The 17,150-nt window shown below is 61.7% G+C and carries 12 protein-coding genes; 1 reads left to right on the forward strand and 11 read right to left on the reverse strand.

Annotation, left to right across the window (positions count from 1 at the left end; genetic code table 11):
• Positions 1-228 precede the first annotated feature (228 nt).
• The 11 genes from HFO71_RS31425 to HFO71_RS31480 form a co-directional block, all read right to left on the reverse strand.
• Positions 229-558, reverse strand: coding sequence for a hypothetical protein (locus tag HFO71_RS31425; protein ID WP_221978065.1), 330 nt, complete (start codon positions 556-558; stop codon positions 229-231).
• A complete protein-coding gene (locus HFO71_RS31430) occupies positions 555-1,445 on the reverse strand; it encodes a DUF7007 domain-containing protein (protein ID WP_221978066.1) in 891 nt (296 codons plus the stop codon). Before HFO71_RS31430 ends, HFO71_RS31425 begins: the two co-directional genes overlap by 4 nt.
• Positions 1,442-1,918, reverse strand: a complete 477-nt coding sequence (locus tag HFO71_RS31435) for a hypothetical protein (RefSeq protein WP_221978067.1) — start codon at positions 1,916-1,918, stop codon at positions 1,442-1,444. Before HFO71_RS31435 ends, HFO71_RS31430 begins: the two co-directional genes overlap by 4 nt.
• A gap of 79 nt (positions 1,919-1,997) precedes the next feature.
• On the reverse strand, positions 1,998-3,821 hold the full coding sequence (locus HFO71_RS31440; RefSeq protein ID WP_221978068.1) for a ParB N-terminal domain-containing protein: 1,824 nt from the start codon (positions 3,819-3,821) through the stop codon (positions 1,998-2,000).
• A gap of 514 nt (positions 3,822-4,335) precedes the next feature.
• On the reverse strand, positions 4,336-9,438 hold the full coding sequence (locus HFO71_RS31445) for a DEAD/DEAH box helicase family protein (RefSeq protein ID WP_221978069.1): 5,103 nt from the start codon (positions 9,436-9,438) through the stop codon (positions 4,336-4,338).
• A 119-nt stretch (positions 9,439-9,557) separates the two neighbouring features.
• Positions 9,558-10,574 carry a DUF1419 domain-containing protein gene (locus HFO71_RS36520; protein WP_376775552.1) on the reverse strand — a complete coding sequence of 339 codons (1,017 nt, stop codon included), beginning with the start codon at positions 10,572-10,574 and terminating at the stop codon, positions 9,558-9,560.
• Positions 10,575-10,638: 64 nt separating this feature from the next.
• Entirely contained in the window at positions 10,639-11,664 is a 1,026-nt protein-coding gene (locus HFO71_RS31460; protein ID WP_221978070.1) for a DUF3991 and toprim domain-containing protein, read from the reverse strand.
• A 698-nt stretch (positions 11,665-12,362) separates the two neighbouring features.
• Positions 12,363-12,563, reverse strand: coding sequence for a hypothetical protein (locus HFO71_RS31465; protein WP_168257355.1), 201 nt, complete (start codon positions 12,561-12,563; stop codon positions 12,363-12,365).
• A 617-nt stretch (positions 12,564-13,180) separates the two neighbouring features.
• On the reverse strand, positions 13,181-13,945 hold the full coding sequence (locus HFO71_RS31470) for a GntR family transcriptional regulator (protein WP_168257356.1): 765 nt from the start codon (positions 13,943-13,945) through the stop codon (positions 13,181-13,183).
• The gene (locus HFO71_RS31475; protein WP_168257357.1) at positions 13,942-14,823 is read right to left on the reverse strand and encodes a glucosamine kinase nucleotide-binding domain-containing protein; all 882 of its coding nucleotides are present in this window, start codon (positions 14,821-14,823) and stop codon (positions 13,942-13,944) included. Before HFO71_RS31475 ends, HFO71_RS31470 begins: the two co-directional genes overlap by 4 nt.
• A 121-nt stretch (positions 14,824-14,944) precedes the next feature.
• Positions 14,945-15,910: an IS481 family transposase gene (locus HFO71_RS31480; RefSeq protein WP_221978071.1), complete on the reverse strand. Its 966-nt coding sequence runs from the start codon at positions 15,908-15,910 to the stop codon at positions 14,945-14,947.
• A 451-nt stretch (positions 15,911-16,361) separates the two neighbouring features.
• Between HFO71_RS31480 and HFO71_RS31485 the strand changes: the two genes are divergently transcribed.
• Positions 16,362-17,084: a Crp/Fnr family transcriptional regulator gene (locus tag HFO71_RS31485; RefSeq protein ID WP_168257358.1), complete on the forward strand. Its 723-nt coding sequence runs from the start codon at positions 16,362-16,364 to the stop codon at positions 17,082-17,084.
• Positions 17,085-17,150: the final 66 nt, after the last annotated feature.

A 17,150-nucleotide genomic window follows, 5' to 3' on the forward strand; every position in this document is an offset into this window, starting at 1 on the left:
CTGCGAAGGACGCGGAGCCGTTTTGCGAGGAAGGCTGCACCGGCCGCTCCGCGGCGCGCCAGCGGCCTTGAAACGACCGGCCGCCGGTTCAGACCGCAGCGAAAACGAAGGGCAGACCGGCGGGGGCCGGGCGATGACGCCGAAACCCCGGAGGAGAGAGCCCCACCGCGACCGATCCCTTCCTCCAGCGCGGATCAGCCGCCACGAAAGCTCCCCATGCGGTCGGACTCACGCCGCCGCATTGCCCGCATCATAGCCGAGCCTCATACGCATGGTAGTGATCGCCCGCTCCTGATGTTGGAGTTTGCGAGCTAGGGCAGCGATTTCCGTTCGCCGCTCGAAGCTGAGCCGCTCGACGTGATTCTGAAACAGCTGTTCGTCGGAGCGCGTCCACCGCGGCCCGCCCCGGCGGTGCGAGCGGGCTTTCGCCTTCTCGGTGACCGCTATCCGTTCGGCCCGGCCCGTGGCCTGCCGATGAATGCGATCGAGATGGTGGCGCGTCTCTCGCCGCGCCGCCTTCATGCTGGACAGAGGAAGGCGGGGACTGACCGGATTCATGGACTGATCACCCGCGCCTGCCAGTCGATGAACGACGACGGTCCGTCATAGGCAGAGTGGCGCGCCGGATCGATGACGACACCAAATCGGCCAACCTCGTACTCATCACTTGGCACGAGGAAGCGGCGCACTTCAGCATCGGCGGCACGCACGCCGCCAATCGTGGCGATGACCTCGGTCATCCCGGCATGGTAGTCCGAGCGTAGCGCAGAAATGACGATCCAGTCGCCGGCATGCTCGCGTTCAAAGGCGCAGCGATCCCTCTCATGGGATTCACCGGGCGCAAGGGGGCGACCGAAGATCGCTTCCCAGGCATCGGGCCACGAATCCCGGATCGTCCGATCGGCGCACTTGCGCTCGTATCCGGAAAAGAGGTTCGGATAGGCGAGGGCTATAGCGGCCCACGCGGCATCTTCCTCGTACCAGCCGCCGGCGCAACGAAGCATCGGATGAATCTTGACATCGCGCTCGTTGGACAACTTGAACCCACCATGCCCGGCCGTGGTGTGAGAGACGATACCCTCCGCGTAGACGGTGGCGCCCAGCGAAGGCCCCCACGGCGTGGAGCTGTTCATCCGAACCGTTGGCCGGGCGAGCGCCCGGAGCTCGCGGCTGTGTTCGGCCTGTTCGAACATCCGTGCTTGAAATTCCGTCTCATCGGCAACGGCGCCATGATGCGAATAGAAGTCGTCGCGTTTGAGCTCGGAAAGCGGCCGTGCCACACGCCAGGCGCTCACGAGAAAATGCTGGCCATCTCGTCCCGACACCATGGCGAAAACGAGATCGCCGACACGGGCGACAGGCAGGTCATCGGCGCTGCGGCTGAACTCCGGCCCTGGCAAGTCACGGGCGGAAGCTGCTTTGGCTTGGAGAGCAGGCGTGTTCATGCCGCGACCCTCCCCTCGACGTGATCGGCCGCCACTTCATCGGCAGTGACCTCTTCCAGCACGGCATCGGGATAGCCATGCCGCGCCAACCATTCCTCCGCGGCTTGGCGATTAGCGGCGAGGTGGACGAGTTCGGCGTTGTCGCCGGCGCGGTCGAAGACCCTGATGTGGCCGAGCTGCGGGCGCTCGATCACCTTGAATGTCAGGCTGCTGTCGAGCGAGAACGTCCTGTGGATACGGATCGTGATGACGCCATTGCCGCCGAAATCGCCCTCATGCAGCGTAAAATCCGGCGACAGGTTGGCATTGCCGATGCCGCGCTTGCCCTGTTTGCGGATCAGCCTACCCTTGCTGTTGCGGTTTTCCCAGGCGGCGAGCTTCTTCCTGTGGCGCTCGGGCGGGCGGGGCGTGCCGTCGGACCAGGCGACAATGGAGCCGATCGGAGCGCGTTCGTAAATCAGAAACGCAAACATGCGCTTTCTCCTGTTGGATTGTGGATGCTGAAAAAAAGCCGCCGCCGGTGATGGCCGGCGGCGGTGTTCTGGGGGGAGGTTACTCGGCCGCAATTCCGTATGCGGTATCGGAATCCTCAGTGCTGGTATCAGCGTCGGCTCCATCCGGATCGCAGAGCCCGGTGTCGGCTGCGCTGCCGCCGTCCTCGGCTTCCAGAACTTGCGGTTTATCGCCTGCGTCGTCCTCAATCGACGGATCAGACTCACCGTCGACGCCGTCCTCGATGCCGCCCATCGGCCCGTCGGCGGGTGCGTCGTCGTCCTCGCCCCCTTGCTCCATGTTCTTGGCCAGCCACTCGCCCAACTTCACGTCATCGGGTGCGAAGAGGCCAGACGGATGCACGAAACGCTCTTCCTTGAAGTGCTCGACAAGGGCAGCGCGGGTGTCCCTGACGCGCGCGCGGGGGGCGACACTCGTGCCTCCGCAGGACGCTTCCAGCACCGGGCGGGAGAGGCACGCGAGGAACTCCTCTGTGCCCATGTTCGGAAGATAGGCGTCGGCGCCAACGGCATCACCGGCAATCCGGACAACGATGCCGCTATCCGTACGATTGGTGCGAGCCGACAGTGCGTCGATCAGGGTCAACCTGGCCACGACACGAAGCGTATCCATGTCGAACTCCAGCTTGCCGCTTTCACCGATCAGCCGGACGGCGTGCCGGGCGAAACGTCTGGAGCCGTAGAGACGGTTGGAGGTTTCGGAGCCGGAGTCGACCGAGACGTTCTGCCCCGCGAAGGCGAGGACGAGCAGCGCCATGAGGGTATCGTCCTCGATCGGCGCTCGTGCCAATGCCTCGTGCAGAGCGTCTGTGCGGAAATCGCCGATCATGTCGAGGCCGTTTCGGGTCACGTCGGGACGGGTCTTGGCTGCAACATCGATGGCCTCGTTTCCGTCCTCACCGCGGGGCGCGGTCGGATCGGCTTTGCCGTTCGCCTTCTTCGCCTCCGGCATCCGGAAGTGGGCGGACTGCACCTTGCCCTCTCGATCGAGATACATGGCGGTGCAATCGCCCTTGCCTGGCTTGCCGTAGACACGCTCCGCCTTCGGCGGCAACTGCGGCTGGCCCCAATTGTTGAGCTCGACGATGGAACCCTTCTTCGGGAGATTGCTGCTCATCCATTCCTGCTGCGCACCGAGGAACGCTTCGACGTTCGTCGTGAAGCGATTGTCCTCGTCAGCCGGTCCGAACAGGTCTTCCGCCCATTCGATGCCATAGGCCTGGCGGAGATCGTCGCCAAAGCTCGCATCGCGCGCGAACATGCGGGTCTTGGTGAGGCCGGTGGCGATCGCCCACCAGGATGCCGTGTCACCCTTCTTCGGCTTGTGGGCCTTCCAGACTTCCTTCTGCTCGTCGAGCGGCGCCGCGGAAATCGTACGCAGTTGCTGTTCGTTCGGCATGTCGCCCTTGGCCATGTGGTCGAGCATCGCCGGCAGCACATTGGCGAGCAGGCGAAGCTTGCGGATTTGCCGCACCGGCAATGCCAAAGCGATCGCAATCGCCTCCTCTGTCCAGCCGAGGGCGACGAGGCGCTCGATGCCGCGCCATTGATCGACGGGGTTGAGCGGCTCGCGCGCGATGTTTTCGATCATCGAACGCATTGCGCCATTGTCGTTGGCCGCCTCGACGACGATAACATCGATTTCCTCGATGCCGGCGGCGATCGCCATGCGGGTGCGCCGGTGACCGGCTTCGATGACATAGCCGTTGCCGCCGGCTTCGGCGAAAATGACGGGTGGCTGGATGATGCCGACGGCCTTGATGGTCGCAAGCAGCAGCACGTCGGCCTGGGGCGTCGACTTCGACTGGCGCGTATTGTCGGGATTGTCCTTCAGCGCACGCGGATCGACCTTCATGAGTTGCATGGGAGTGTTCCTTTCCGGGGGATGCGGACCTGGCCCTCTGCCGGTCCTTCCAGTCTTCATTTTTTCCTGAAGACATCTTCCGGACCGCAAAGCGGCCCGACCGGCGCAACAGCGGTCGAGCAGCCCTGCCGCGAAGGACAAGCGGGGCTAACAGCCCTGCGAAGGACGAGTGGCCGGGATGCGGAGGCGGCGGTTGAGCGACAGCGGCGGCGGGAGGACCGATCTGCGACCGGTTCTCCTTCCCTTTCCCCTTCTCCCTTTCCCAACTTCTTCTGATAAGCGCTCTGCTACAGAGCTCGAAATCTGGTTGCGAGGGAACAAAAAAATGGGCCGTCGGAAAACCGAGGCCCATGAAGTGTGAAGGTCAGAAACCTCCAGAGGGGAACAGCTGTTGCGGCGGCACTGGGAGGAGACCGCCATGTGCATCAGCTGTGTGCACTATGATCATTTTTTGATCAGATGGAAAACATTTATTGTGCAATGCACCTATGCGCATGCGGCACTGCTTCCAAGATCAAGCTGATTGCCTGGCAGAGGTACCTGCCTCGCGCGCCTCGGCTGCGAGTTCCGCCTCAACGTCCCGGAGCTGGCGACGCTTTTCGCCCAGTTCCGCGGCAAAGGCGAATTCGCCACCGTCACGGGTTTGGTATGAGGCAAGACGTCTGCGCGCCTCCTCCAGCCGCTGGCGATAGCGTTCCCGCTCCCCGTCGAAGTCGTCGAGCGCGTGCTCAAGGCGGGAGACCGCGCCGAGCGGCGTCACCGTGACAGCGAGATCGATCTCGTAATCCGCGCCCGTGCGCTGAAGCAGGGTCGTGTAGCGATAGCCGTCAGACCTGCCGAACCGCTCGCCATCATAGACGAGATCGAAGCCACCAATGGAGGCGATGACGATCTCACCCTCCTGTTGAAGCTGGACGAGGGTAAGGACTTCCTTCATCAGCGCGCGGCCGGCTTCCTTTCGCTCGCCGTATGAAAGACCTGTGACGGTCATCGTGAAGGCATCTCCCGCAGTCGGAACCAGCCGTCGGATATCCCTGCCGATCTCGTCGATACGCCGGATCGATACCTCGATGTCGCGTTCGGCGTCCCGGACTTGCCGACGCACCGCGAACAGATCATCATCATGGGCGGCGCGTAACCGCTCGAGACGAGCGATTTCCGCTTCGAGCCCGGCCTTCTGCATCAGGCGCTCGTCGCCCGATGCAATCGCCTTGGCCATGGCGAACTGGTTGGCCTGGCCTTCCCCAAGGTCGTCCAGCCGGCGGATCGAGGTGTCGCCAGAAAGGGCGGCGGCGATAAAGCGGGCCTTGCGCTCATTGTTCTGCCACATCGCAGCATCGAGTGACCCTTGCGTAGCATAGGCGAAGATATCGACGACATCGTGCTGATTGCCTTGGCGGACGATTCGACCCTCGCGCTGCTCGATCTGTGACGGCAGCCACGGCACATCGAGGTGATGCAGCGCCTTCAATCTGAGCTGGGCGTTAACGCCGGTGCCCATCATTTCCGAGGAGCCGATCAGGAAGCGAACCTTGCCCGAACGGACGTCGCCGAACAGGCGTTGCTTTGCCTCGGTCTTCTTGAAGTCCTGAATATAGGCGATTTCCGATGGCGGGACACCGAGACGGACCAGTTCGTCGCGAATCCAGCGATAGGCGCTGAAGCCGCGCGTCTTCTCGGCATTAATGGTGCCGAGATCGGAGAAGATCATCTGCGCGGCGCCCGGCAGTTCATAGGGCTTGCCGTCCGGGCGATGATAGGTGTTTTCGCTCGTTTCCCTCCAGATGCGAAAAGCGTTCTCGATGAGCAGGTTGAGCTTGTTGTCCGGCTCGTTGTCGTTTGCCGGAATGACCAGCCGCAGGTCGATCGCCGCGTGGCGGCCGTCGGTGATGACCGATAACAGGATGTCGTCGCCGGGCTGGGCCGGGCCCTCGCGCATCTCGATCGCCTTGATGCGGCTGTCGAGGATCTGCTGATAAAGTTTGAAGGCCGGCGTCGGCCTGGCCGTGAGAATCTGCCGCCGGCCGGTCGAGAGTGCCGGGACCTTCACATATTGTTTCAGGTCCTCCGGCATCACCACGTCGGCGAAGGAGCGGAACATGGCGATCAACTCCGGCACGTTGACGAAGCTCGCAAACCGGCTGACCGGCTTGTATTTGCCGGACGGCTGGATTTCGAGTTCGGTCGTCGTGTCGCCGAAGGTCGAGGCCCAGGCGTCGAATTCGTGAAGCCCGCGTTCGCGGAGCGCCTCGTGGCCGAGCAGGCGCTGGATCGAGAACATCTCACCGAGCGTGTTGGTGATTGGCGTGCCGGAGGCCAACACCAGCGCGCGGCCGGGATTCTTGGTCTCGATATAGCGAGACTTGACATAGAGGTCCCAGGCCCGCTGCGATCCGTTCGGGTCGATGCCTTTCAGTGTCGACATATTCGTCGCAAAAGAGAGTTTGCGGAATTCCTGCGCCTCGTCGACAATGATCTGATCGACGCCGATTTCCGAGATCGTGAGAAGGTCGTCCTTGCGGGTCGAGAGCGCTTCCAACCGCTCTTGCAAACCTTCCTTCAGGCGCTCGAGCCGCTTGCGCGACACCCGATCCTCGCTGTCCACCTTGGTCAGAAGATCCTCGTAGAGCTCGAGCTCATCATGGATCATTTGGCTCTCGAACACCGACGGAACGGCGATGAACCTGAAGGCCGAATGGGTGATGATAACAGCATCCCAGGTGGCCGTGGCGGCGCGCGACAGGAAACGTGCCCGCTTGTCCTTGGTGAAGTTGGTTTCGTCGGCGAGGAGGATACGGGCGTTCGGATAAAGGGCGAGGAACTCGCGCGCTGCCTGTGCGAGGCAATGGCCTGGCACAACCAGCATCGCCTTGGCGATCAGGCCGAGACGGCGCTGCTCCATGATTGCCGCGGCCATCGTCATCGTCTTGCCGGCACCGACGGTGTGAGCGAGATAGGTCGAGCCGGCGGAGATTATCCTCCAGATTCCGCGCTTCTGGTGCGCGTAAAGCTGGAAGGCACCGCTGGCGCCGGGCAATTTCAGGTGCGAGCCGTCGAACTTTCGCGGCGCGATATTGTTAAACCGGTCATTGTAGACTCGCGCCAGCCGGTCGGTCCGATCAGGATCGGTCCAGACCCAGCGCTGAAATGCCTCTTTGATCTTCTGGAGCTTGTCGCGGGCTGCTTCGGTATCGACGACGTTCAGAACGCGGCGTTCACCCCCAACATCCCTATACACGTCGAATATCTGCGGAACCCGACTGTTCAGCGCATCGGCCAGCAGTTCGCCGGCGTGACGGCGGCTTGTGCCCCACTCGGAGGTGCCGCCGGCGCTATAGCCAAACTGGCGTGCCTCGACGGTCCATGACCCGAGTTCCGGCATATGGTGGATCCGGATGTCAGCATCCATCGTTTCCTTGACGAAGGCGACGACATCGGAGGCCGGAATCCAGGGTGCACCGAGGCGGGCGGTGATATCCGACGGCCGGAGGTCGGCCGGCTGGACGTCCTGCAACGCGCGGACATTGCGCTCAAAAGCCGGATCGAGAGCAGCGGCCGCTTCGGCGACCATGAGCTTGGTGCGGACCGAACCGGCGAGATAGGCGTCGGACGTCAGCCATGACCCGCCGGCTGGATCGCGGAAGATGGCGTCACCGAGTTCCCCGATTACAGCGTCGGGGTCGCGATGCAGCAGCTCGGCAATATGGTCGAGATCGACGCGGCCACGCTCGTTGAGAACGACGGCGAGCGCGTCGGCTGCCGAGGTTATGACGGGCGGTGCCGGAGGAGAGATGACCCGCTCGGAGAAGATCGGACCGGGCTTTGCCGTATCGGTTTCGAGGTCGTAGTCCTCGATCGAGGCCACCAGCCAGCAATCCGGGTCGTCCAGGAACGGCTGGAGATTGGACCGGCGATGGGTTTCGCGGACCTCGCCGGTCTCATCATCCTCCGAGATCGACGCCGTCGTGTGGTTGATCGGCCCGAAGTCGCGCACAAAACTCGACCAGGCGATGCGCAGCCGAACCTGCAGTTCCCGCCACGGCTGGTCGCGTTCCTGCGCTTTCAGCACCTCGCGCACGGCGTCGCGGATCGGAATCAGCTTCTTGATGATCCGGACATGCTTTTCGCTTAAGCCGTCGCCTGACCGGCCTTTCCGCACCGAAACCACGAGCGGTGCTCCGTCGATCATTTGCATGAGGCCGTGGCGGTTATCGATGAAGAAGCTGCCCTCGCGGACCTTGTCGTTGCCGGAGCGGAGATCGACGATCTCGCCCAGTTCCTCTTCCAGATCGATGTCGATCTGCGTCGGCTCGCCGTCATACCGATTCTCAGGCAGAAGAGCGATCACGGCCTTCAGTGCCGTTTCCAGGTCTTCACCGGCGCGTGGCCGGCACGTATAGGTCTCGCCGAACGGGCCAGACGTTAGGGCGTGCTCGCCGAGCACGAGATCCGGGTGCTCTGCGAACCAGCGGTTCACGCAGATTGCACCGTCGTCGGATGTGGCCGGGCGCACCTCCTCCAGATCGAGCCACGACAGTTCGCCCTCCGGCTCGGCGATCCGGCGCTTGCGGAAGAACAGAATGTCCACCACTACATCCGTGCCGGCATCTGCCTGGAAGCTGCCCTCGGGCAGGCGGACAGCGGCGATCAGATCGGCGGATCTGGCGATATGCTCGCGGGCAGTCGCGTCCGCCTTGTCCATCGTGCCGGCGCTGGTCACGAACGCGGCGAGTGCACCAGGCTTCAAGAGATCGATCGACCGGGCGATGAAGTAGTCGTGCAGCCGCAGACCGAGCGGACGGTACTGCCGATCCGAGCGAACCGTTCGTTCGGAGAAGGGCGGGTTGCCGATGGCGAGATCATAGATCGCGTTGAGATCGGTGCGCGCGAAGTCGGCGTTGATGACGCGCGCCTTCGGCTGAAGCAGCCGGGCAAACCGTGCCGTCACCGGATCGAGTTCGATTCCGGTAACATGGCTGGTATCCCTGAGAGCTGTTGGCATCAGCGCCGGAAACAGTCCCGTGCCGATCCCTGGCTCCAGAACACGTCCGCCACGCCAGCCGAGACGCTGAAGGGCCGCCCAGATTGCGCGGACGATGAACTCGGGGGTGAAATGGGCATACTGGGTGCAGCGCGCCAGCGAAGCATAGTCGGCATCGGTGACGGCGCTTTCCAGCGAACTGCCGAGGTCGCCCCAGCCTTCCCGGAAATCGACTTCGCCTGGACGCCGGAACATGCCGTTCGCGAGCTCCGATGCGCCAAAACCGATGAAGCGGGTCAGGCTCGCCTGCTCGTCACGGGTGGCGGGTCGATCCTGTTTTTCGATTTCGGTGGCAGTCAGGATGGCCGCAAGATTTGCCTTCGCCCGCTCCTTCCAGGTCGCGGCCAAGCCGCGGTCGTCGCCGTCGTTGAGATAGAAGTTGGTTCGCTCGCCGTGTCTCCGCGTCGCCGGCCGCTTCGTAGCTGGCAGAGGCAATGCCGGCGTGGGGGAGGGCGGCGGTGGATCGGGATAGTCGTCATTGGCGGCGAAACCGCCAAACGCGGTGACACCCAGGCCGAAGCCGGACGACAATGCGCTGCTGCCTGATATATCGAGGGTGAAGGGATCGTGGGACATGAAAGCTCCTTTTCGAGGATGTGCGCCATCGCCCACGGGACAGGTCCCGTGGCTGCGAAGGCGGATGAAAATGAGTTGTGGGAATTGGACCTGGTTCGTCCGGCGGCAGCGATCGCGAGCTACGAGCGCGTGATTACGGAGAGCTGCGTTGTTTCCGTCGCAAACTCCGCCCGCAGATACGTGGCTTCCGGGTTTGTGGAAAGCATGGCTTCCAGGCTCTCAGCGTCGATGAAGACGATGCCGTCGTCTCCCCCGAAATACCGGCGCTTGTAGTGCCGGCAGTCCGGATTGGTCTTCGGATCGCACTCCTCGGCATAGACGGCGAGCGCTCTTTGGCCCTCCGCCAATTTTCCGTTAGAAAGCAGATAGACGCCTTCATCGCCGACGATCCACAGGCCTTGCCGTTCGTCCTTATCCGGGAGAAGCCCATAGTGAGGATTGCGGAAACCGCCATTGGCTGCGGCGTCGGTGCGTCCGCGCGCGATCACCACACGAACGTCCACTACGCTAAAAGTGAACATGGCGTCCTCCTCACGCGGCGATCGGGGAGGGAAGGCGGCGAGATGCACCGGCAGCTTCACAGCGATCTCCCCGTCGGTGAGTTCCTCGAGTAGCTTCAGGAAAGTGCCCTCGTTGCCGCCATAGAGCACGACGGTGCGCTTGCCGCGAGCGGACTGCGGCCACTTGTCTCCGGCATAGCCGCGGTAATCGTCGGCAGTCGTGCTCCAGATATGCTCGAGCCGCTCTTGCCGCGTCATGGCCCGGACCGGACGGCTTTCGCGCTCGATGATGGCGACGCGCATCGTTTCGACGGATGCCTTGTCGGAAAGATCGCAATAGCCATGGAAATACCGGATCGCCTCGTCGATCCTGAGCGCGAAGAACACTGATGTCACCGAGCCGGTCATGTATTCGCGCATCGCAAACATGGACCCTCGGATCCACAATGGCGGTAGGATCTCGAACATGTAATCATGCTCGGTCTCGCCGATCTCGAACCATTCGTCTGCGTAGAATGGCGCGGCATCACCATCCCAACGGTTTGGGCGCTGCGCGTGGCGATCGAACATGCGGAACATCTGCTGGCGGCTTGCGACGCCCTGAAAAACCTTGGCGATTGCGGGAGAGGGGATCATCTGCGGCTCCTTGCGCGTTTTCGGACCGAAGTGCGGCGCCGTCCTCTCGACCTCGCCATCCTCTTCAATCCTTCATGACCCCTTCCGAGCTGCCGGCATCGCGACCGGCCGGGTCAAGGGCCGGCTCCGCCGGGCGAAGCCTCCCTTGATGCGGGCGGTGCGAATGCGGCACGCCTCTTTCCTTTTCCCGTTTTTCCTTTTCCCCAATCTTCAGGGTCTCGTTCCAGTCCTCCTCGGGCGGGCGCAGCCGCGTCCAGTCGCACCCGGTATCCTCGGCGAGCGCCCGTAATCGCTCGGCAAACAGATCGCCTTGTGCATTGGCGTCCGTTGCGGCGACGAGTTGGGCGCCGGGCCGGAAGGTCAGTTCCCACAGCGCGGCTTGCGTGGCCGGCGACCATCCGCCGCCGGTGCTCAGATAGAGCGTGCCGTCGCGCAAACCCTCGATCGCCGCGAGACTCATGGCGTCAATCGCAGCTTCGGTGACGGCCAGGCGCCACGCAGTAGGCGGCCCGAGACGGAAAAGAACCTTGTTCCCTCCAGAGGCGAACCCTCGGTATTGCGGACCTCGCGCCTCCCAGCCAGTCACAACACCGACACCGTCCGTATGAGCTGCCCACATGCTCCCGTATGGCCCTTCCCGCAGAAGGTCGCCTTTGATCGCCACGCGGAGCAACGGCACCGGCAGGCAACGATCGCCATGGAGATAATGCCATGTCGGTGATCCGTGCCATGGGCGCCGGCGCGCCTGCCAGCGCTCGGGAAGAGAGAGGTTGTATCCTCCTTCACGCCTCGCGGGCTGCCACTCCGGATCTGTGATCCTGACACCGACGAGATCCGCGACCCTTTCGGCGCCTTCGAGAAAACCGACATGGTCGAGATGCTCGACAAGCCCGAACACGTCGCCTTTCGCATCGCTGAGCGGATCGAACCATCCGCGCCCCTCATGCGTGACGATGATGATTTCACCGTCACGGCGAAACTTGATCGCCCGCCGGGTGCTTTCCTTGATGTCGATGGCGAAGCTCGCCCTTTCGAGAACGGCCGCGCAACTGACCCGTTCGCGCAGCGCTTCTATGTCTCTTCTCTTCATTTTATTTCCGATCGCCCGGCGATCGGCCCTCGTTGCCTTCTTTGCCCGTCGTTTCGCGGGCACCCTTCGGCCAGCCGCGAAGAGCAAAGGCGGCAAGGGCGCGGCTGACAAGTGTCGGATCATGCTATGCTCGACCGCGGCGAAGCCTCCCTTGCGGCTTGCAGTTCGCAAGCGGCACGCCAGAGGCAGGGGCAGGTTCAATGAGCCGGCCAGGGAAAGAATTCGTGAACGATCGCAAGATCGTTGTCGGGGTCGATTCCGTCAGAGGGTAGAACGCCGTACTCGCCATCGGCTTCGACGCGGGAGAGCTGGAAGGCGTTGGACCGTGCGAAGGAAAGATCGCGCGACTTTAAGGAGGTTCAATGGGAGCTGGCCAATTCCCGCTCAATGGCTCCTCAAAGGCAGGGGACGGACGCGATCAGCCCGACGCGGAGCGGCAGCGGCCACAACTTCCTAGCGGACCTTCAGCGGGTTGACCGTAGAATCCGGAGCTCGGCCAGGATCTATCACAAACACGCGGATCGGCCTGCTTTCGTGCCACCTCTCAGCGGCGTGCCGCACCGACCTCAGGAGCCAGTGTCTCCGTACTTTCAAAACCGATGGCGCGATCTTGCTGCGGGCTGACGTTGCCAAGACGACGCATTTAAAAGCAGCATGCAAAGCAAGGTGAAAGCGTCCGGCGCCAGCGACCGTGGCGATCAATCTGACCGCGTGATCTTCATTTTCTCGAGCGCCTGTTCCACTGAGTCGGCGTTGAGCGAAATAACCGCACGCTCCACGCACACCTCAATTTCAGCGGTATCCTTTCCCTCGATCAACGCGATATCAATCACCGCCCAGCCTCTAGATATCCAATGGAGGCAGGTTCGTTCAAGCGGCGAGAGTATCGCAATCTTCATGGCGTGCTGGTTCCACTCAGCCAAAGCCAGCAGGCTTCCGAGCGGAAAGCATCGACCATGAGATTGGAGAACCTGTGCAAATTTGATCCAAGATCACCATGATCGCTTGTCTCGAAACCCCGTGGCCTACCTGTCCAGCTCGACTTCAACTCAAACCTAGGGTCAACACCAAGAGATCTGCGTCGTCTTCAGGCACAAGCCGACCTTTGTGCTCAGCATGCTCATGGCGTTGGTGGGTCCCGCAAGCGGGAAGCGTATATGTCAGAGCAATCCAAGCGGCGACGGCGCGCGTGTGGCTGCCTTGGGAAGGCGGCCCGCGACCAAGTTGGGCTCGAGACCGTAGTTTGATGCGAGTGACAGCCGAATCGAAGCGACGGCAATTTCGCGCTTAGCTCGATTGAATATTTCAGGGATATGGCGGCGTGGTCGGACAAGCCTCGAGCGACTGTGACGACGAATTCGGAGTCCAGGGCGCGCAAACCGCATCGAAGGCAGCCAAGTCATTCGCTAAGCGACCGAGCAATCTGGCCGCAGCTTCTGAACTTCGTCGATCTCTCGGCGCATGTTCGTTTTCATGGTGGCGTGCATGATAGGATCCTGTCTTGTAAGAAGAGGGGTCAGTTTTCGAGAAAGGTGAGCTCGGTGACGAAACCTTCGGCATCGCCTCGGAAAAGAGAGCGGGTGAATAAGATCGCACGGCCCGAAGCAAGATAGTCAACGCGCTTTGTCAAAAGACCAGCCGTCCCGACCGCGACCCCAAGCGTTGTGGCGTCCGGATCTTCGATGTTAAGTGCGAAAGTGCGCTGGATCGCACGAACGGGTCTAAAGTCTGCGTCCGCGAGTGTGTTGCAGATGGAAGAGGTAACGGTACGAGCGTCGGGCAGGAACTCGGAGGAAATGCATATGCGTTCAATCGCAAGCGGCTGGCCCGCCGAGCTTCGCAAATGCGTGATGCGCACGACGTGACTGTCGCTTGACAGGCCGAGTGTCATCATCTCCTCTGGTGCAGGATGAGACGTGCTGCGCTCGATGCACTCGACTTTCGTGCCCGATCCAAGCCAGGAAATGCCACCCGTCAAAAGGTTCGCGCGTGACGGAGGCTGATCTGCGCGGACCGCCGATCCGGCCACGAAGGTTCCTGAGCCGCGCCGGCGAACCAGAAATCCGTCTTGCACGAGATGGTCGATTGCTTTGCGGACCGTTACACGGCTAACGCGGACATGTTCAGCGAGGTCTCGTTCGGGATAAAGAACGTCGCCCACTTTGAGTTTACCCGACAGGATCGCCTTTTCAAGCGCCAGGCGAAGCCTTTGATAGAGCGGACCGGCGCCGTTGATGTCTGTGCCCCATCCTGGAAGCATAGCCGCAAGCGTGTCGCTCATTCGATCGCTTTCAGATGCCCGAAGCGCGACACAGCCAGGGCCACGGCCCCGCTCAGTGCATCGCCTTCGGGCGTTACCAGTAGACTTTGATGCCGTGCAGCGATCCAGGACGAATACAGCGGCCCCAATCCCCCGAGCAGGCAAATCTTCTGCGTTCCTCGAGCGACTAGACGATCAAGTGCTTCGTCGACTGAAACAGCGGCTTCTTGCAACAGGCGCGCGGCGACAGCATCGCCCCGTTTCATGTGCTCGAATACGCGCGGCGCATAGCGGCCGAAGGCGCCGGGCTTTGCATGCCGCGCAAACTCGACGATATTGCGCGGGTCATTTTTGAATTCCGCAAGGACGGAGGCGGTCATCGCGGACATGTCGTGGATGCCGTCATATGCGAGCAGCGTTTCTTGCAAAAGCGCATGTCCAATACGAGCACCGCTGCCGAGGTCGCCCACAGTAAAGCCCCATCCGCCGACGTAGGTCACCGTTTCGCAGTGGCGGGAAATGTAGATCGTGCCTGTTCCTAAAATGGCGACGGCTCCGTCTTTATCACCAAGCGCGCCTTGTAGCGCGATCAGCCCGTCTGACTCGATGTCCGCCTGGGCGAAGGGTAGCCTGTTTTTCACGTAGTGAACGGCCTCGCCGACATTATTGCCTGCGACCCCAAGTACTGCACGCGCCGAGGCGATGCTACGCGCATTGATGCCAGCTGCGTAGAAAGCCGCGCGGGTCGCACTGGCAATGTTGTCGACGGCCGTATCCGGATCGGAGAGAATGTTAGCTGGCCCGGCTTGAGCCCGCGCAAGGATACTCCCGTTCGCACCGGCGACTGCAGCTCGGCAGCTGGTGCCACCGCCGTCGATTCCGATTAGGTAGACAGTCATCCGCCCGTTCCTTCAGGATGTCATCTGACACAACGTCGATCGCGTTCAGGCCGCACCAGCCGCGCGCACCGCCTTAGTACGTACGTCGCACAAACATACTGGGCTGTCAATTCGAAATCGGCTAGGTGTTTAGTCCCGGGAATTGATGGATTGGATTGAGGCTGAAGTATTTCGGCTCTGAAGTCCATTGTCTACAGATGAATTCGTATGGCGTGAGGCCTTTGAGGGTCTTCAAGCGGCGGCCGAAATTGTAGGCGGCGAGGAAGTCGGTGAGATGCCGGGTGAGTTGGTCGTGACTGTCGTAATGATAGCGTTTGACGGTGGCTTCCTTGATTGTCCGGTTCATTCTTTCGACCTGACCGTTGGTCCAGGGGTGATTGGGTTTGGTCAGTCGGTGTTCGATGCCATGTGTTCGGCATGTACGATCGAACATATGCATGCGCAGCCTTGCCGTGGGTCCATTGCGGCGAGAAGGCAGATCGCAAAACTGGATGCCGTTGTCCGTCAGGACGGTATGAATTTTGTAGGGGACGGCCTCGACCAGGGCCTTCAGGAAAGCCGCAGCGGTATGGATGTTGGCGCTTTCCTCGAGGTGGGCGAAAGCGAATTTGGATGTCCGATCAATGGCAACGAAGAGCTGGAGCTTGCCTTCGGCAGTCTGAACCTGGGCAATATCGATGTGAAAGTAGCCGATAGGGTAGGCTTTGAATTTCTTCTTCGCCGGCTTGTCACCGTCGATATCGATCAGGCGACTGATGCCATGTCGCTGAAGGCATCGATGCAGCGACGATCGTGTAAGGTGAGGAATCGTTGCCTGCAGACTGTAGAGGCAGTCGTCTAGCGGCAACAGCGTATGCCGGCGGAAGGCGATGATGATCGCTTCATCTTCGGTCGACAGAACAGTGGACTTCGGCTCTTTCGGCCCAGTCGGAAGATCGGCGATCGAAGTCCGTTTCTTCCACTTGGCGACCGTCTTCTGATTGATCCCGTAGCGCTTCGAAAGTGCTCTCAAGCTCTCTTGACTATGCTGTATCGCTCGACGGACCGCCTCTGTCGTGCGGGCGCTCCCATGTAGAATTTGTCCCATAGCGAATCTCTCCAGGCTTGCGAGAAGATTGCACCATCAAAATCCGGGATCAAACAGCTAGGGAGAGTATGGGCGACCCAGCTGAAGCAACCCGTAATGCCTTTCGATCTGAACCCTTTCCCCGTCGCGAGTAACCGTCATACAATTTGGGATATGCTCGTGCGCAAACACGTCGGCAGCTTCGTCGCCCAGGGTTGGAAGATCTTTGCTTCGTCGTTCAAGCTTGAAGGATTCTGCGGGTCGGCCTCGTGTCGAGGCAGGCGCTTCCAAAAACAGCCATGGCACGGAACCTTTGATCTGGATCAACTCGCGGTCCCGGCGAAATTGGTAATCATCAAGCCGCGCCGGAGGAAATCGGGATAGCCGAACCCGCAATCGCGACGTAAGCGTCTGAGTATGCCCAGCATGCGCAGCCACATCCGGCACACGCGGATTTTGAAGGGATCAGGACATGGACATCGCACGCAGTAAGGGTTCCGACGCCGGCACTCCCGTCGCTTGCGCTTCCTGCCAGGCGCGGCACGGCGTCGTCTGCGGCGTACTGTCGAGCGGTCAGTTAAAGGACCTCGGCCGCCACTCGCTGCGCCGCAAGGTCGATGCCGGCAGCGAGATCATCGCTCAAGGGTCGGAAAGCTCTTTCTATTCGAACATCATGCGCGGGGTGGTGAAACTCTGTAAGGTGATGCCGGACGGGCGCCAGCAGATCGTCGACCTGCAATTCGCCCCCGATTTCGTCGGCAGGCCCTTCGTGCGCGAAAGTACGCTGTCGGCTGAGGCTGCGACCGATGTCGAAATCTGCGTCTTCCCCCGCGACCTGCTCGACCGCATGATATCGGAGACGCCGGAACTGCGGCGCAGCCTGCACGATCAGGCGCTGAAGGAGCTGGACGCCGCGCGCGAATGGATGCTGACGCTCGGCCGGCGCACCGCCGAGGAGAAGGTCGCAAGCCTGCTCCACCTCATCGCCACCCACGCCGAACCGCAGACCGCCACGACCACCGTTTTCGACCTGCCGTTGTCCCGCGCCGAGATTGCCGATTTTCTCGGTCTGACCATTGAAACCGTCAGCCGCCAGATAACCAGGCTGCGCAAGAGCGGCGTCATTCGCATCGAGAAGTTTCGACATATCATCGTCCCCAACATGGATGAGCTGGAGCGGATGATCAGCGCATAGAACGGGATCAGCTGCCGAATTCGGGATCAGCGCGTGATTACGACGCGGTTGTTGGCGAGGCCAGCC

Origin of the sequence: Rhizobium laguerreae (assembly GCF_019778565.1) — a bacterium.
Lineage (GTDB): Bacteria > Pseudomonadota > Alphaproteobacteria > Rhizobiales > Rhizobiaceae > Rhizobium > Rhizobium laguerreae.